Source organism: Lujinxingia vulgaris (assembly GCF_007997015.1).
Classification (GTDB): Bacteria; Myxococcota_A; Bradymonadia; order Bradymonadales; family Bradymonadaceae; genus Lujinxingia; species Lujinxingia vulgaris.
This window is the reverse complement of sequence record NZ_VOSM01000003.1, coordinates 536,355-554,344: the sequence shown is the minus strand read 5'-3', so window position 1 is coordinate 554,344 and position 17,990 is coordinate 536,355. Positions and strand designations below refer to the sequence as shown.

12 protein-coding genes and 1 pseudogene are annotated in these 17,990 nt (G+C 62.8%); all 13 read left to right on the top strand.

Going from position 1 to position 17,990, the window contains the following annotated elements; translation table 11 throughout:
* Nucleotides 1–92 precede the first annotated feature (92 nt).
* Nucleotides 93–1,910, top strand: coding sequence for a translation elongation factor 4 (gene lepA, locus FRC98_RS09175; RefSeq protein WP_146980994.1), 1,818 nt, complete (start codon nt 93–95; stop codon nt 1,908–1,910).
* Nucleotides 1,911–1,931: 21 nt separating this feature from the next.
* Complete coding sequence (gene lepB / locus FRC98_RS09170; protein ID WP_146980993.1) at nt 1,932–2,924, top strand: signal peptidase I; 993 nt, start codon at nt 1,932–1,934, stop codon at nt 2,922–2,924.
* A 69-nt stretch (nt 2,925–2,993) separates the two neighbouring features.
* Nucleotides 2,994–3,935 (top strand): aspartate carbamoyltransferase catalytic subunit, encoded by a 942-nt coding sequence (locus FRC98_RS09165; protein ID WP_146980992.1) that lies wholly within the window; start codon nt 2,994–2,996, stop codon nt 3,933–3,935.
* A gap of 10 nt (nt 3,936–3,945) precedes the next feature.
* Complete coding sequence (gene carA, locus FRC98_RS09160) at nt 3,946–5,142, top strand: glutamine-hydrolyzing carbamoyl-phosphate synthase small subunit (protein ID WP_230467451.1); 1,197 nt, start codon at nt 3,946–3,948, stop codon at nt 5,140–5,142.
* A 173-nt stretch (nt 5,143–5,315) separates the two neighbouring features.
* Nucleotides 5,316–7,601, top strand: coding sequence for a Stp1/IreP family PP2C-type Ser/Thr phosphatase (locus FRC98_RS09155; protein ID WP_146980991.1), 2,286 nt, complete (start codon nt 5,316–5,318; stop codon nt 7,599–7,601).
* 87 nt (nt 7,602–7,688) lie between these two features.
* A complete protein-coding gene (locus FRC98_RS09150; RefSeq protein ID WP_146980990.1) occupies nt 7,689–8,903 on the top strand; it encodes a hypothetical protein in 1,215 nt (404 codons plus the stop codon).
* The gene (locus FRC98_RS09145) at nt 8,896–9,645 is read left to right on the top strand and encodes a hypothetical protein (RefSeq protein WP_146980989.1); all 750 of its coding nucleotides are present in this window, start codon (nt 8,896–8,898) and stop codon (nt 9,643–9,645) included. Before FRC98_RS09150 ends, FRC98_RS09145 begins: the two co-directional genes overlap by 8 nt.
* Nucleotides 9,638–10,921: a phosphopyruvate hydratase gene (gene eno / locus FRC98_RS09140; protein ID WP_146980988.1), complete on the top strand. Its 1,284-nt coding sequence runs from the start codon at nt 9,638–9,640 to the stop codon at nt 10,919–10,921. Before FRC98_RS09145 ends, eno begins: the two co-directional genes overlap by 8 nt.
* Nucleotides 10,922–11,190: 269 nt before the next feature.
* A protein-coding gene (gene prfB / locus FRC98_RS09135) for a peptide chain release factor 2 (RefSeq protein WP_146980987.1) occupies nt 11,191–12,325 on the top strand; the annotation gives its coding sequence in 2 pieces (ribosomal slippage) (nt 11,191–11,250 and nt 11,252–12,325; 1,134 coding nt in all).
* Nucleotides 12,326–12,421: 96 nt separating this feature from the next.
* Nucleotides 12,422–14,005, top strand: a complete 1,584-nt coding sequence (locus FRC98_RS09130; RefSeq protein ID WP_146980986.1) for an FtsX-like permease family protein — start codon at nt 12,422–12,424, stop codon at nt 14,003–14,005.
* Nucleotides 13,998–14,681: pseudogene (locus FRC98_RS09125) on the top strand (ABC transporter ATP-binding protein); the annotation flags it as partial. The gene FRC98_RS09130 and the pseudogene FRC98_RS09125, both read left to right, overlap by 8 nt.
* A 197-nt stretch (nt 14,682–14,878) precedes the next feature.
* The gene (gene bamA, locus FRC98_RS09120) at nt 14,879–17,362 is read left to right on the top strand and encodes an outer membrane protein assembly factor BamA (RefSeq protein ID WP_146980984.1); all 2,484 of its coding nucleotides are present in this window, start codon (nt 14,879–14,881) and stop codon (nt 17,360–17,362) included.
* Nucleotides 17,363–17,428: 66 nt separating this feature from the next.
* Nucleotides 17,429–17,980 (top strand): OmpH/Skp family outer membrane protein, encoded by a 552-nt coding sequence (locus FRC98_RS09115; protein WP_146980983.1) that lies wholly within the window; start codon nt 17,429–17,431, stop codon nt 17,978–17,980.
* Nucleotides 17,981–17,990: the final 10 nt, after the last annotated feature.

Here is a 17,990-nt window from a genome sequence, read left to right as displayed (position 1 = left end):
ATCTTCTGCACGCAGTGTAGCCACGTCGGGAAGGATGATCCTTTTCGGCCCGTTAGAGCAGTGTCACTTTTTGAAGAAGGCCAAGAGCGTCCATGGCGAAACGTTCGATCGACCAATCTAAAATCCGCAACTTCTCCATCATCGCGCACATCGACCACGGTAAGTCGACTCTGGCCGACCGTATTCTCGATGAGACCAAAGCGGTCAGCGATCGTGAGAAGAAGGCTCAGTTCCTCGACAGCATGGACCTGGAGCGTGAGCGCGGCATCACGATCAAGAGCCAGGCGGTGCGCCTCTTTTACACCGCCGACGACGGTGAGGAGTACCTGCTCAACCTCATTGATACGCCGGGGCACGTGGACTTCAACTACGAGGTCTCCCGCAGCCTGGCCTGTTGTGAGGGGGCGATTCTGGTGGTCGACGCCGCTCAGGGCGTCGAGGCGCAGACCGTTGCCAACGTCTATCTGGCCATCGACAACGATCTGGAGATCGTGCCGGTGCTCAACAAGATCGATCTTCCCTCCGCCGACCCGGAACGGGTCAAAGAAGAGATCGAAGACGTCATCGGCCTGGACGCCAGCGAAGCGGTGCTCGCCAGCGCAAAAAGCGGCATCGGCATCAAAGAGACGCTCGAGGCGGTCGTGCAACGCATCCCGCCGCCTCAGGGCGACCCCCAGGCGCCGCTGCGTGCGTCGGTCTTCGACAGCTGGTTCGACCCGTACCGTGGCGTCATCAACATGATCCGCATCGTCGAGGGCGAGCTGCGCCCGGGCATGGAGATCAAATGGATGGCCACCGGGGCGAAGAGTGAAGTGACGCAGATCGGCGTCTACGGACCCACGCCTATTCCGGTCGACAAGCTCGGGCCTGGCGAGGTCGGTTTTGTGATCGCGATGATCAAAGAGGTCGATCAGGCCAAGGTTGGCGACACGATCACCGATGCCAGGCGTCCGGCCGCCGAGGCACTTCCGGGCTTTAAGGACGTCAAGCCCACGGTGTTCTGCGGGATCTTCCCGACGAACTCCAAAGACTATGATGAGTTGCGCGACGCGCTCGACAAGCTCGTGCTCAACGACGCCTCGATCACCTATGAGCCGGAGACCAGCCAGGCGCTGGGCTTCGGGTTCCGCTGTGGCTTCCTGGGGCTCCTGCATATGGAGATCATCCAGGAGCGTCTGGAGCGCGAGTTCGATCTTGACCTGATCACCACCGCGCCCTCGGTCGTCTACCAGGTGATCACCACCGATGGGGAGACCTTGATGGTGGAGAACCCCAGCGACTTGCCCGAGACGCAGTTTATTGAGCGCATCGAAGAGCCCTTTATTATGGCCACCATCCACGTGCCGCCGGAGCATGTGGGCCCGGTCATCGGCTTGTGCGAGGAGCGCCGGGGCACGCAGTCGGATCTGCGCTACTCGGGGGCCAACCGCATCATCCTCAAGTATGAGATGCCGATGAGCGAGGTGGTCTTTGACTTCTTCGATCGCCTCAAGTCGGTGTCGCGTGGCTACGCCAGCTTTGAGTACGAGCTGATCGGCTTTAAGAAGGGCGATATGGTCAAGCTGGACCTGATGGTCAACGGGGAGCCGGTGGACGCGCTCAGCGTGATTGTGCACCGCGACTTTGCCTACAACCGCGGGCGGATGCTGGCCAAGAAGCTCAAAGAGGTCATTCCGCGCCAGATGTTTGAGGTGGCGCTGCAGGCGGCGATCGGTAACCGTGTGATCGCCCGTGAGACGGTCAAAGCGTTTCGTAAAAACGTCACCGCGAAGTGTTACGGCGGCGATATCAGCCGTAAGCGCAAGCTCCTCGAGAAGCAGAAAGAGGGCAAAAAGCGCATGAAGCAGGTCGGCAATGTGGAGCTGCCCCAGGAGGCTTTCCTGGCGGTTCTGCGCGTCGATGAGGGTTAAGCCAGCGTGAGGTAAGTTGCGGTGAGCAGGCAAAACGACAAGGCGCAGATCATCGACGACGCGCAGGAGCTGGTGCGCGAGACTCAGCTGCGTCTGGACCGCGCACGCAAGCTTCCCGACGAGGCGCGCTATCGCCTTCAGGAAGAGCTCAATGCGCTTCGCCAGGGGATGAAGCGCGAGGACCTCGAGTATGTCGAAGAGGTCAGCGAGACGGTGCGTGCGCTGGCTGAGGAGCACCTGGCGGGCATCTCGGTCAAGCCTGCCTGGCAGGAGTACGTCGAGACTGTGGGACTGGCGATTTTATGCGCGCTGGTGCTGCGGGCCTTTTTCTTTGAGGCGTTTAAGATCCCCAGCGGTTCGATGGAGCCGACCCTTCTCCGGGGGGACCATCTTTTCGTCAACAAGATCCGCTACGGCATCCGAGTTCCCTTTACGACTACGTTTCTGATGCGTTTTGCCGAGCCACAACGTGGCGAGGTGGTCGTGTTTCGCTTCCCCTCCGAGGAGGCGCGCGAGCATGTGCGTAAGCGCCGTGAGGAGGCCGCCGCCAAGGGGGAGAAAGCCGTCGAGTGCATCCTTAACTTCGATGAGAAGGACTTCATCAAGCGCATTGTTGGCCTTCCCGGCGATGTGGTGGAGGGGCGAGGCGCGCAGCTTCTGGTCAACGGTGAGCCGGTGGACCGTACGCCGATTCGCCGCGGCCCGGCCCCGGATCGCTCCGGGCGTACCGCGTACTACTATCTGGAGACGTTGGGGGAGGCGACCCACCAGATCCGCGAAGACAGTCCGCCGGGCTACGATGAGGGGCATGACTTCGGCCCGATCACCGTCGAAGATGGGCACTTCTTTGCGATGGGTGATAACCGCGACAACTCCGCCGACAGCCGCTGCTGGGGCCAGGTGCCGATGGATAACATCAAGGGGCGCGCCATGATCATCTGGCTTTCGCTCGAAGACGGCCAGACCGGCGATCCGGGCATCCGCTGGGATCGTTTTGGGATGGCGATCGAGTAGACCTGTGACGTGACCATAACGAGGCTCCGCACACGTCGTGTTGGGGGGCCCGAGACGCCGGGAGCGACGATGAACTTGATTGGGCTGAAGGACCTGTCGAGACACCAGATGATCGCGCTTCTGGACGCCTCCGAGCGCTACCTGAATGACGAGGGCAGGGTGATCACCCCGCCTGAAGACGCGCAGCTTCTGAGTGGACGAACCTTTGCCTTGCTCTTTCTGGAGCCAAGCACACGCACCCGCGCGAGCTTCGATCTGGCGATTCAACGCCTTGGCGGGCAGTCGGTGACGGTGAACGGGGAGGGGAGCAGCGTTGAAAAGGGGGAGTCTGCCGCAGATACCTGCCAGACTCTGGCGGCGATGGGCGTCGACGGGTTGGTGGTCCGTCATCATGATCGCCATCTTCCTCAGGTGCTCGCGGAGCGGGTGCGGATCCCGGTCATCAACGCCGGCAACGGCAGCGGTGAGCACCCCACCCAGGGGCTGCTCGATGCGCTGACGTTGCGCCGCCATTTTAAGACCGGTAATCAGCTTGGCGGGCTGAAGATCGCGATCATCGGCGACATCGTGCACAGCCGCGTGGCCCGCAGTGACGCGCATATCTTCTCAGAGCTGGGCGCCGAGGTCATGATCGCCGGACCGAAGATGTTAATCCCCACCGAAGAGCGACTCGCCGAGTGGCCTGTGCGTGTCTCGACCTCGCTTAAGGAGGCCGTACGCTGGGCGGATGCGGTGGTGGTGCTTCGGGTTCAGCAGGAGCGTCTTCGTAGCTCAGTGGTTGATCCGCATCGCTACGCCCTGGATTGGGGTATCGACCCGACGGTCGTTGAGCAGTATATGTCGCCGTCGACGATGATCTTGCACCCCGGTCCTGTGATACGGGGTGTGGAGCTCGCCGATCCGGTGATCGAGAGCCCGCAGAGCCTGATCTGGCAGCAGGTAACCCACGGGGTTGCCGTTCGTCAGGCAGTGATCGCAGCGTATTTTGGAAGGCAAGCGCAGTACGCCTAAGGAGCAGCAGTTGAAGCAGTCGCGACCCAGGTTGAAGTCGCTCTCGGGGCGTAGCCCCGCGATCCTGGTGCTGGAGGACGGCACCTGTTTTGAAGGGTTGAGCGCCGGCGCGCCCGGCTCCACGGTGGGGGAGGTGGTCTTCAACACCAGCATGTCGGGCTATCAGGAGATCGCCACCGACCCCTCCTACCGCGGGCAGCTCATTACCTACACGATGCCCCATATCGGCAACTACGGGGTCAACGCGCTCGACAGCGAGTCGGTGGAGACGCAGGCCGCCGGCGTGATCGTGCGCTCGCTCTCGCGGCGCGCCAGCAACCAGCGCAGCGAACAGGGCTTTGAAGACTGGCTCGTCGATCGCGGCGTGGTCGGCATCTGTGAGATTGACACCCGCGAGCTGACGCGACGGATCCGGCAGGGCGGGGTGGGGCTGGCTGCGATTGTGCACGACGCCACCGCACAGGATGCCGCCGCAGCGCTGGAACTTATCGCCGCGCACCCGGGCTACGGCAGCGTGGACTATGTGAGTGAAGTCGCCACCGCGCGCGCCCTCCGCGTGAGCGCCGAAGACGCCTGGCAGAGCCCGCTTGTGCTGACACCGGCCGCCCCTGGGAGTGATGACGAGAGCAAGGCGCCGCACGTTGTTGTGATGGACTTCGGGGTGAAGTTCAGCATTCTGCGCCATCTTCTGGCCCGCGGCATGCGCGTCACGCTGATGCCCCGCGACGCCGCAGTGGAGGATGTCGAGGCGCAGCGTCCCGATGGGGTGCTCTGGTCCAACGGCCCGGGGGATCCCGATAAGATGGAGCCTTTCATCGCAGGCGTGCGCGCGCTTAGCGAGCGCTACCCGACCATGGGCATCTGTCTGGGGCATCAGCTGCTGGCCAAAGCCTTTGGTGGCGAGACCTTCAAGCTGGGCTTTGGCCACCGGGGGCCCAACCAGCCGGTGCAGAACCAGCGCGACAAGAGCGTCGCCATGACCAGCCAGAACCACGGCTACGCGGTGCGACGGGAGAGTTTTCCCGACGATCTGGAGATCACCCACGTCAACATCAACGACGACACCATCTCGGGCTTCTCGCACAAGAGCCTGCCGGTCCACGCCGTTCAGTACCACCCGGAGGCCGGCCCCGGCCCGAACGATGCTGTCGATTTCTTTGATGCTTTTGCCCGTGACCTGGACGCGCGATGCGCTGATCGGGGATGAGAAGAGGGGCGCGTGAGCGCTCCGGGTTCGTGGACGTGTTGGCGTCCTGCGCGGTGAACACCGGGGGGAGGCGCGAGCGGACAAAAAAGCCAACTGGCCGGATGATGAATCGGGAACTTTGGGTTATGATGCGCCCGACCGATCGCCCTGCGCGACATAGTTGAGGAGCCACCATGGATTTGCGGTTCTGGGCCGCTACGGACACCGGGCGCGTCCGCGACCATAACGAAGATAACTTCCTGGTCGACAAACGTCTGCAACTCTTCGTGGTCTGCGACGGGATGGGAGGCCACGCCGCCGGCGAGGTCGCCAGCGCGGTGTGCGTACGCACGGTGCGGGAGGTCATCGCCGGGGCTGGCGAGCTTCTGAGTCATCTTCAAGAGGCCCCGGAAGATAAGCAGGTCCAGCAGGCGACGGTGGAGCTGTTGCGCCAGGCGGTGCAGACCGCCAACGCCCGCATCTTCGAGATGGCCCAACAAGACGCCAGCCGCCGCGGCATGGGCACAACCTGCTCAGCGCTGCTTATCAGCGGGGCGCATGGCTTTGTGGGCCACGTCGGCGACTCTCGCCTCTACCGGGTGCGCGAGGGCGATGTTGAGCAGATCACCATGGATCACTCGCTGCTCAACGAGATGATCCGTCAGGGCAAACTTCCCCCCGACACCAAAGAGCGCGACTTCCCGCATAATAATGCGGTCACCCGCGCCGTCGGTGTGCGAGAGTTCGTGGAGGTCGATGCGTTTGAGTTTGGCATCGAGCCGGGCGATCGCATGATGATGTGCTCCGACGGTCTCAGCGGGTATTTCGAGGAAGAGATCGACGTGCTCGACATGACCTCGGGCGACGTCCTCGAAGAGATCATCACGCGATGCATCGACTTCGCCAACGAGAGCGGTGGTAAGGATAACATCACCGTGATCGTGGTGGACGCTGTCGACGCCGAGGCTGAGCAGAACGACGTGGCGCCGGTGCTCGAGATGCTCCGCAGCACCCCGTATTTCCATTACCTGGCGGCCAACGAGCTTGAGCACATCCGTCGGCTTGGCGAGGTGGTCGAGGCGGAGCCCGAAGAGGTCGTCACCTCACCGGAGAATGTGGCGCACAGCCTCTTTGTGATCCTGCGAGGTTCTGTCTCATTGCACCTCGACGGGCAACGCGTCAGCGTCCTGACCGCCGGGGAGCATTTCGGTGAGATGGCGCTGATCGACGCCCAGGATGACAGCGACAACCGACTTCGGGTGCAGGCGCTTGAGCCGACCACGCTCTTTGCGATCGCGCGTGATGATTTTATGGGCATCCTGCGCAGCGCGCCCGGGCTGGCCATCAAGCTGCTCTGGAACTTCGTGCAGGTCTTTGCCGACCGCCTCCAGGGCGTGCCCGCCGAGTATCGCTTCAGCCCCGACCAGTGGCGTGAAGACCCGGACGCCGCGGTTGACTTTACGCCCCCTTCCGGCTCGCTCGTGTTCACCGAAGACCTCAAGAAGATCGCAGAGGAAAGCGACGGGCATGTCGAAGAGAGCGTTGAGGCCGATGAGCCTGAGGTGATGCCGGAGGTCGCGTCGTCAACTGCGTCGGAGCATGATGAGGAGACGCGCGAGTACGATCGCCTTCCCCTCGATGATGCGCCGCTGGCCGCCTCCCTCGGTGGTTGGGACGGCTCCGATGCGAGCTGGGGAGATGTCGCCAGCGATGATGAGGCCAGTGTTGATGAAGTCAGCGAAGATGAGTGGGAAGATCTTCCCCCGGAAGCCGTCGCGCATCGTCCCACGGTCCGTCTCTCGCCGATGCGTGATGATGACGAACTCGATGCCGCGAAGGCCGACGGGGATGTGACGCTCAGCCCCTGGGAGTCGCCTCAGGAAGAGTCCAGCGGCGCTTCAGACGACTGGGTGATCGGGGGTGTCGATGAGGCGTTCGCAGAGCGCGATGACGCCGAGCAGAATGCGTCGGCGTCGGTGAGTTTCGGCGGTGCTCATCTCGATGAGCCGGAAGAGGATCTTCGCGCGACCGTGCAGCTCGATCGTCCGCTTTCCCGCGCGGAGATTGAGGCGACGACCGGGCCGATGTTTGGCGGCGGCGTCCCCGAAAAGTCTGGCGCGGAGCCACCCGCTGACCAGGACGACGATCTCGGCAAGACCGTTGATATTGACGCGGACCTGGCGCGCCTTCGTTCGCTGCGCGCCGAGTCGAGCCTCGATCTGAAGGAGCGTCTCCGCCAGCGCATGAAGGCCCGGAACACACCAGTGCCGTCGAGCGCAGCAAGTGGTGAGGCCGACGTCTCGATGACTGCTCCACCGATGGACGCGGAGCCGGCCGAGGCGAGTGCTGCGCCTTCCGCGCTGGCCGGAGAGGTGGAGGTCCGCAGCTCGCCATCGCGGCGGATGGCCGAGCCGACGCCGGAGGCCAAGGTGATGATTTCACCCGAGCTGATGGGCCTGGTCGACGACGATGACGAGTAAGTTTCCGGCAATTCAGACCCGCTCAGCGGGATGAGAGCAGGCGCGCGCAGCGCGCCGCAACACCCAACTCTACGACGGCGCCATTGTATGGATACACGCACAATTCTTCAGATCGTATTGGGGTTGGTCGTCGCGCTGATCCTCGTGGTTGGCGGGCTGATGGTGATCGCGCTGACAGGCGATGCCGAGACGGTGATCGTCGAGCAGGCCGTTGCCGAGCAGCGGGAAGCCAGAGAGCGCAAGAACCCCTGGGCCGATCAGGGTGAGGCCGCCATCGCGCTGGTGCAGCGCTCTCGCGTCAATCAATCCGAGGACGGTGAGGTTGAAGCCAACACCGTCGGTGAGCTCCTCGCCAGCGAGGCGTTCATCAAAGATAAACTTAAAATCACCGGGGCCGAGTCCACCGGCTGGCATGCTCAGTGGTGGGGGGAGACGAAGTTTGGGCCCTCGTTTTTCCTTGTGCGCTACGGGTTTCAAGACGCCAATATCCGCATCGGACCGGCCTGGCTTGTGGACCTGAAGACCCAGAAAGTGGTGCCCAAAAACGTGCTTGCCCAGGTCGCCAGTGACCCCGAGAAGGGCCAGGAGTCGAAGTACTACGACAAGGCCGCGCAGGTCGTCTCGGCGATGACCAACCACCGCTTCCCGGCCGGGATTAATCTGGGCGGCGCGCTGCTGCTCTACTTCGAGCAGCGCGAGGGCTCCGGTGAGGGCGATACCGTGCTGGGGTGGACCATCGATCACGATCGCGACAACCTTTTTCGGGCCTACTTTCAGTGGACCGAGGGTGGCGAGCAGACCTATGCCGAGTTTGAGTTCGACTTTGATAAACGCGCCCTTCGTGCGGTGAACCTGCAGGCCGCGCAGATCATGCGAGTCGGCGAGGAGTTTGAGCCCACAGACCGTGTGAGCATCATGCCTGGCACCTACGATCCGAAGCAGCGCGTCGCAGCCAACCGCTGGCTGGGCCCGGCGCGCACCCAGTGCCGCCAGCCTCGCCACCGCGACGGATGTAAGGCGCTGGCGACCTTGCTCGACCAGTCTGACCTGATCGAGACCCTGGAGTGGCTGCTGACCGCTCAGGCCGACACCGCCGAGGCTTTCGAGTCCTGCAAAGAAGAGCGCAAGTGCCGCTGGATGCCCGAGGCGCGCGGTGAGGGCGTCTACCGCATCAAGTATGTCTACAACCTCGATGGCACGGAGCAGACGATCGCCTGGGATGTGAACCTGCGCAAAGAAGAGGTCGATGCGGCCGATCGTATCAGCCAGCTCTCGCAACGGGCGGTGAATCCTCGTGGGTAATCCGAGTGAGATGGAGCTTAACCCGAAGCGGTTTGCGCAGCTGGAGAGGCAGGTCTTAAAGGCCCTTTTTGCCGAGCCCCCGACCTCGGGCGAAGTCGTCGACGTCGAGGTCTTTGGCGAAGATGGCAACCAGCCGGTTCGCTACTTTATCTACGCCGATGTGCTCGCGGAGCTGACCAAAGCGGCGCGTTACCGCTCGCAACGTGCAGTGGCGATCTTGCTGGGGCATTTTGCGCTGGATGGTGATGGTGCGTTTGTCGAGGTCAGCGCGTTTGAGGACCTTACCTATGTCTGGGAGGACGATGACGCCGCCGACGCGCTGGAGCGCGGGGTTAAGGAGCAGCTCGCCGCATTGACCCGTCGCGAAGAGCCCGGAAGTGGCAGACGTCATGTGGTGGGGATGTTCTGGTCGGAACCCGGGAGCGATGCGTTGCTGAGCGAGGACGCGGCGCGCGAGCACCTGACCTATTTTAATCTTCCCTTTCAGGCGATTCTTGTCTGCGACGGGGAGCGTGGTCAGGTTGGTCTTTACGCCAGGGGGCCGCGGCAGAAGTTCTTTAACGCAGCGATTCACCTGGTCAGCGCCAAAGATGAGGCTGGCGTTGCGCCTCATCATAATGATGAGACCGCCGAGGCGGCCGCGTCGCCCGACTCCACTCCTGAAGATCATGATGATAAAGAGCGCTCCGCCAGCGGGGCGCCCTCTGAGTACACCTTTGAAACTGAGGAAGATGATGACTGAGATTGTCGATATTGTTGCCCGTGAGATTCTCGACAGCCGCGGTAACCCCACCGTGGAGTGTGATGTTTATCTGGAGAGTGGCGCGATGGGACGCGCGGCGGTCCCCAGCGGTGCTTCCACCGGGGAGCACGAGGCCATTGAGCTTCGCGATGGGGATAAGGCGCGCTACCTCGGCAAGGGCGTTCAGCAGGCCGTGGAGAACATCCACGAGGAGATCGCCCCGGAGCTTATCGGCGAGGACAGCGCGAACCAGCGTCGCATCGACGACATTCTGCTTGGCCTTGATGGGACCGAGAATAAGAGCCGCCTGGGCGCGAACGCGCTTCTGGCGGTGAGTCTGGCGTCGGCCTACGCCGCGTCGGAGGCGCTGGGGCTTTCGCTCTACCGCTACATCGGCGGCTTGCAGGCCACGGTGATGCCGGTGCCGATGATGAACATCATCAACGGCGGCTCTCACGCCGACAACAGCGTCGACATTCAGGAGTTCATGGTCATGCCCGTGGGAGCCGGCTCGCTGACCGAGGCGGTGCGCTGTGGCGCGGAGATCTTCCACGCCCTTAAGAGCGTGCTCAAAGGCCAGGGCTACTCCACCTCGGTGGGCGATGAGGGCGGGTTTGCGCCCAACCTCAAGAGCAACCGCGAGGCCCTCGACCGCATCATGGAAGCCATCGAGAAGGCTGGCTACAAAGCCGGCGAAGACGTCGTGCTTGCGCTGGACTGCGCCGCCAGTGAGTTCTTCGACAAAGAGTCCAAGACCTACAAGCTCGCCGGGGAGGGCCGTGAGCTCGACGTGGCGAAGATGATTGATTTCTACGAAGAGCTGGTCAGCGCCTACCCGATCGCCAGCATCGAGGATGGTCTCGACGAGAACGACTGGGAGGGCTGGAAGAAGCTCACCGACCGCCTGGGCAAGAAGGTGCAGCTGGTCGGCGACGACCTCTTTGTGACCAACACCAGGACGCTCGCCCGCGGCATTGAAAAGGGCGTGGGGAACTCGATCCTGATCAAGGTCAACCAGATCGGCACGCTCAGTGAGACGCTGGATGCGGTGGAGCTCGCGCATCGCAACGGCTACACCGCCGTGATCAGCCACCGCTCCGGGGAGACCGAAGATACCACCATCGCGCACCTGGCGGTGGCCACGGCCAGCGGCCAGATCAAGACCGGGAGCCTCTCGCGCTCCGACCGGGTCGCCAAGTACAACGAGCTGATCCGCATCGAAGAGCAGCTCGGCGCGACCGCGAGTTACCCCGGCGCGTCGATCTTTAAGAAGTAAGGTTGCGCCCCCAGAAAGGGGGCAAATCCGAAGAGGAGCGTCGTCCGCGCGTCAGCGCGGGCGGCGCTCGCGTACTCTGCGGGGATGAGCTTTCGTTTACGCGTTGTTCTCTGCAGGAAATGCGCCGCGGGCAGAGGGCTGATTGACAGTTTGAGAGCCCGCGCGCTACAACCGCCCGGCCGCCGAAGGTGGCGAATTTTCGGGCGATACGCCCCTTTTGACAAAACACCCACCCACGCGTCTTTGCGTGGCGAGATGGAGGTCATGCCATGACCCGTGAAGAGATTCGCTCGAGTATCAGCGATCTTCGTCAACGGCTGGTTGAGCTCGGGAGGTATCTTTGACCTGGCTCAAAAGAAAGCCAGGATCGAAGAACTCGATGCGATAAGCCAGGACCCGGAGTTCTGGAACGATGCAGAGCGCGCTCAGACGACGATGAAAGAGCGCGGTGAGCTGGTCGATGTGATCGAGCGTTACGAGACGCAGCTCGAGAGTCTGGATGAGGCGGAGCTCTACCTGGAGCTTGCCGCTGAGGCCGATGGCGATCCGCAGGCCCTTGCCGACGCCGGTCAGCTTATTACGGAGACGAAGAGCGCGGTCCAGAGTCTGGAGACGCGCCGGATGCTCAGTGGCGAGCACGACGACCACAACGCCTTTGTCTCGATCAACGCCGGGGCAGGGGGCACCGAGAGCCAGGACTGGGCCTCGATTCTCCTGCGGATGTACCTGCGGTACGTCGAGCAGAAGGGCTGGCAGGTGGAAGTCACCGACCAGCAGGCCGGCGATGAGGCGGGGATCAAGAGCGCCGACCTGCACGTCACCGGCGACTTTGCGTTCGGTCATCTCAAAGCCGAGGCCGGCGTGCATCGCCTGGTGCGCATCAGCCCCTTTGACAGCGCGAAGCGTCGGCATACCAGCTTTGCGGCGGTGTCGGTGGCCCCCGAGATCGATGACGATATCGAGATCGAGATCAAAGATAGCGATCTGCGCATCGACACCTACCGCGCCTCCGGTGCCGGTGGTCAGCACGTTAACCGAACCGACTCCGCGGTGCGTTTTACGCACATCCCCACCGGGATTGTGGTGGCCTGTCAGAATGAGCGCTCCCAGCATAAAAACCGCGCCACAGCGATGAAGATGCTTCGCGCCAAACTCTACGAGCGCGAGATGCAGGAGCGCCGCGACAAGGCCGCTGATGAGCACGCCGAGCAGAAGGATGTGGCCTTCGGTAGCCAGATTCGCTCTTACGTGCTGCACCCCTACAAGCAGATCAAAGACGTTCGCACCGGCTACACCGAGGGCAACGTCGATAAGGTGCTCGACGGGGGCCTCGACCCCTTCGTGGAAGCCTACCTGCTTAAGGCGGGCGGACAATCTGAGGGTGATGAAGCGGCCGAAGCGTAAGAAAGAACGGGCCACCGGCGCGGAATCAACGCGGCGGTGGCCCGGTTGCAGCCGCTCGGTGCTGCTCCCCTCGTCTATGCCCTCAACGGGAAGCTGATGTCTTATGAGAGCTTCGTCGGCCGTCGTTATTTGATGGCCAAACAGCGCAGCCGCGTCGTCTCGATCATCACATTGATCGCGGTCAGCGGTGTGGCGCTGGGCGTGACGGCGTTGATCGTCGTGCTCAGTGTGATGGGAGGCTTCCGCGCCGACCTCACCAGCAAAATTCTGGGGGCGAAGGCCCATGTGGTCATCCAGCAGCCGGATTTTGGCCCGCTCGATGACGCCAACGCCGTGGCCGACCGCGCTCTGGAGGTCGAAGGCGTTGTCGGCGCCTCCCCATTTATCGAGAGCGAGGTGATGGTCTCCTCGCCGACCAACCTGAGCGGCGTGGTGCTTCGTGGCATCGACGTCGATCGGGTGGGGACGGTCACCGATCTTCTGGAAAACCTTGAGAAAGGGGAGCTCTCCAACCTGCGTGATTCGCGCGGGATGATGGAACGCATCGAGGAGGAGCGTGACGAAGAGCTCGAAGTTCTGCTCGATCGGCTCGATAAGGAGAGCAAGGAGCTGCGCGAGACCATCGACGCGAAGCGCGGCGCGACGGGTGTCAGCGACGACTTTATGCCGGCACCCGACGAGGACCTGCCTCCGCTCATCGACCTCGATGAGGTCAGCGATGAGACGCCGCAGCCGCAGGCCGAGCGCGGCGGTGATGAGGGGTTTATGCCGCCGCTCTTTGACGACAGCGGCGCAGAGGCCTGGGATTTGCCCGCGCTGCCCGGCGAGGAGGGCGATGAGGCCGGTGGCGAGATGCCGGGCATTGTTGATGAAGCGCCGCAGGATGATGGGCGGCTTCCCGGTTTGATCATCGGGACCGAGCTCGCAACCTCGCTGCAGGTGCGTCTGGGCGATGAGGTCAACGTGGTCACGCCCCGTGGCGAGATGGGACCCTCGGGACCTATCCCGCGGAGCCGGCCCTTTCGCATTGTCGGGGTGTTTTACAGCGGGATGTACGAATACGACGCCAACGCGGCGTTTACCTCGCTCGATGACGCCGCGCGCCTGCTCGACTTTGAGGGGGCCACCGGCGTGGAGCTTCGCACCGACAACGTCGAGGAGGTTCTGGCGGTGGGGGAGCGCCTGCGTGAGATCTTCTCGCCAGAGCTTCGCGTGATGGACTGGCAGCAGATGAACAGCAGCCTCTTCTTTGCGCTCAAGCTCGAGAAGATCGCGATGTTCCTGGTGCTGATCTTCATCATCCTGGTCGCGAGTTTTAGCATCGTGGCGATGCTGATCATGATCGTCATCGAGAAGGCCCGTGAGATCGCCATCCTCAAGTCGATGGGGGCCAGCGACGGCGGCATCATGCGCGTCTTTATGTTCCAGGGGGTGGTGATCGGGGCGGTGGGCGCGGCGGCCGGGCTGGGGATGGGGCTTTTGATTTGCTACTTGCTCCAGACGGTGGGCCTGCCGCTGGACTCCGAGGTTTATTATATCTCGACCCTTCCGGTTGAGGTTGACCGCCTGGAGGTTGTGGCGGTGGTGTTGAGCACCATCCTGATCAGCTTCCTGGCCACATTGTATCCATCGTACCAGGCCGCGAAGATGCGTCCGGTAGAGGGGCTTCGTTATGACTGAGACGACGACCACCACGCCGCTGATCGAGCTCAAGGGTATTCACCGCCGCTTTGAGCATCGCGGCCAGCAGCTCGACGTGCTTCGGGATCTGAACTTCCGGATCTTCGCGGGCGATCAGGTCGCGATCATGGGACCGAGCGGCGCCGGCAAGAGCACGCTTTTGCAACTTCTGGGCACGCTCGATGCGCCCACCTCCGGGACGATGCTCTTTGACGGCGAAGATGTGTTTGCGCGCAGCTCCAGCGGGCTTGCGCGTTTTCGCAACGAGCAGGTCGGCTTTGTGTTTCAGTTTCACCACCTGTTGCCGGAGTTCACCGCCCTGGAGAACGTGATGATGCCCGGGCTCATCGGGCGGATGCGCAAAGGCGAGGCCGAAGCGCGCGCGATGGAGCTTCTGGAGAAGGTCGGGCTCAAAGATCGGGTGCAGCATCAACCCGGGGAGCTCTCCGGTGGGGAGCAGCAGCGGGTGGCGATCGCGCGCGCTCTCTTTAAAAAGCCGCGCCTTCTGCTGGCCGACGAGCCTACCGGCAACCTTGACCTTAAGACGGGCGCTGGGATACACGCCGTGCTGCGTGAGCTCAACGAGAGCACCGGCGTGACCGTGGTGGTGGTCACCCACGATCCGAACCTGGCCGAGACCATGCCCATCCGTGTGCTGGTGGATCAGGGCCAGCTTATCCCTCAGATTCCGGGGGATGACCGGCTGAAAGGGCGAGTTTCGGATGATTTGATTGATCAGGCACCGCGCGATCCACGCCAGGTTGCGGCTGTAGCGGACGCCTCCGTCGGTGCCGATGGCGTCGCTTCTTCCGCACCGACGCCGCACGCCTGATTACGCGCGCCCACTTCGAAATGCTCTCAGGAACAGATGTGATGGTTGATGGAAAGCTAAGGGCGGCGCTGCTGCTATGCGCACTTGTGGGGCTGATCGGGATGCCGACGGCGCTGCACGCCCAGGGGATGCCGCAGCTGGAGCGCCCCGAGATTCTGGATAGTGCGCCGGTGGCGCCGCGTCAGACGGCGCAGTTGCCGAGCGGCGAAGCCGGCACCGAGGGCCAGGACATCGCCGAGGTGCGCGTCCAGGGAAACCGCCGTGTGGAGGCGGCCTCCATCCTCGACCGCGCTCGCCAGCGAGCCGGTATGGCCCTCTCGCGCGAGCAGGTCAGTGAGGATATTCGGCGCATCTTTGCGCTGGGATATTTCGATGATGTCCGGGTCGACGCGACCGCCACCGATCAGGGGGTGGTGCTGACTTACATCGTCGACGAGAAGCCGGCGATCGACGCCATCCGCTACCGCGGCAACGACGCCGTGAGCACCGAAGATATCGAAGAGGTGGTGGAGCTGCAGCGCTTCGCCATCGCGAACTTCGCCGACATCAACCGCAGCGCCACCGCCATCCAGGAGCTCTACCGCGAGAAGGGCCATTACCTGGCTGAGGTCGACTACGAGATCGACAGCGTGGAAGGCCGCGAAGATCTGGCGGTGGTCACCTTCGAGATCCGCGAATACTCCAGGGTTCGCGTCAAACGGGTGACGATCCTCGGTAACTCCGAGATCGAAGACGCCGAACTCAAAAACATCATGGCCACCCGCGAGGGGCACTGGCTGTCGTTTCTGACGAAGTTCGGAAACTTCCGGGAGCAGGACTTCCAGGACGATCTGCAGCGCCTGGTGCTCTACTACTACCACAACGGTTATCTGCAGGTTCAGGTCGATGAGCCGACGATTCGACTCTCACGTGATAAGCGCGACCTCTACCTGACGATCCGCATCGATGAGGGCGTCCAGCATTACCTCAATGAGGTCAACATTCAGGGTGACCTGCTCGCGGACGAAGAACAGCTCCGCGAGATGATCGAGCTTGAGTCCGATGACGTGTTGCTCTGGGGCGATATGCAGATGGGCATTCAGCGCATCCAGCGTTTTTATCAGGATGCCGGTTATGCCAACGCGCGCGTGCTGCCGCAGCCCATTCCCACCCAGGAAGACCCCTCGCGGGTGAACCTGGCGCTGACGATCACGCAGGGGCCGCTGGTCTCGATCGGGCGCATCGAAGTCGTGGGCAACATAAAGACCCGTGATAAGGTCGTGCGCCGCGAGCTTGTGATTGAGGAAGGGCAGCTTTATTCGGCCAGCGCCATCGAGCAGTCGCGAGCGCGTGTGGAGCGCCTGGGTTATTTTGAGCAAGTCACTGTGACCAGCCAGCCCACGTCTTCGCCCGATGTGGTGGACCTGCGCATCGAGATCAAAGAGCGCCCCACCGGCACCTTCCAGATCGGCGCGGGCCTCTCCAGCCAGGAGAGCTTCATCTTCCAGGGGCAGGTCTCCCAGGAGAACCTGCTGGGGCGCGGTCAGTCGCTGGCGTTGAGCATTCAGGCCTCGGGGATTCGGCGACTCTTTAACCTGCGCTTCTCCGAGCCCTGGTTGCTGGGCAGCCGCTGGCAGTTTGCGGTGGACCTCTACAACTTCGATTACCTCTACCAGGACTTCTCGCGCGTCTCGACCGGGGGCAACCTCACCTTCGGCTACCCGCTTGGCGAGCTGCTGGGGCTGGAGATCGGTGACGCGCTCTCAACCTCGCTGACCTACAAGCTCGAAGATGTTCAGGTGGAGCCGGGCGGCTACTCCGGCACCAACGTGCAGCCGGCCTCGCCACTCTTTACGGGCGGTCTGACGAGCAGTGTGCGCCTGGGGGCTTACCTTGATACGCGCGACAACCGCATCTTCCCCAGGCGCGGGATGTACCACTCGGCGCGGGTTGAAGTTGCCGATGGCACGCTGACGGCCAGTGAGAATGAGTTCATCAAGTATGACCTCGATGCGCGCTTCTACTTCCCGCTCTTCTGGAACATGGTGCTGCGCCTCAACGGCAACCTGGGCTTTGTCACGAGCACCTCATCGGAGCGCCCCGTGCCGATCTTCGAGCGCTACTTTGCAGGCGGGCCCGACACCATTCGCGGTTTTGATCGCTACACGCTCGGACCGAGCCGGCGCGTGCCCGGGTCGAGCGATGACCCCTCGGGCGGGCTGAGCGAGTTCCACTACGGCGGCAACAAACGCCTTGTGCTGACCGCCGAGGTCGAGTTTCCGATCCTCGCCGCGGGCAACGTGACCGGGGTGGTCTTTACGGATGTGGGGAATGCATTTGACGATGGGACCCCTTTCACCCTCAAGCTCGACCTGATGAGCGACGACGCCAACCGCTACGCCGATGCGCTGCGCACGACGGTGGGCTTCGGGGTGCGCTGGTTCAGTCCGATCGGGCCGCTGCGCTTTGAATGGGGTGTGCCCCTGCAGAAGCTCTCGGGTGAGAAGCCGCTGGTGTTTGATTTCAGCATTCAGAACGCATTTTAAGTTTAGACGACCCGGCGGGGAGCCCCGGCCGAGCGTCGTAGAATCATCTGGACCAAGGGAGACGTGATGAGCAGCATGCAACTGAGCAAGTCGATGGGCCGCCTGATGGTGGCGTTGATGATGGCCGCCGCCGTGATTCTGGGGGGGCTGTCGACGGCCAGCGCCCAGGATGTGAAGATCGGCTATGTCGATATGCAGGAGGCGCTCAACTCCATTGAGGAGGGCAAGCGCGTAAAGGCTCGTCTGGAGCGCGAGTTTCAGCAGCGCCAGGAACGCCTCGACACCAAGCAGAATGAAGTTCTGGAGATGCGTCAGGAGCTTGAGCAGCAGGCGATGATGCTCTCGGAGGAGGCCCGCCAGGAGCGCGTGATGGCGCTTCAGGGGCGGATGCAGGAACTTCAGGAGCTCTACCTGCAGCTCCAGAACGAGCTCGCGCAGCAGGAGGCTGAGGCCACCAAGGGCATCTTTGACAAGATGCGCGCGATCATTCGCACGATGGCCCGCGAGCAGAACTACACCTTGATTCTGGAGCGCACCGAGTCCTCGGTGCTCTACGCGGCCGACGGCATGAACCTGACCGACGAGCTTGTGCGTCGTTACAACGCGGCTCACCAGTAAGTGAGCCCGA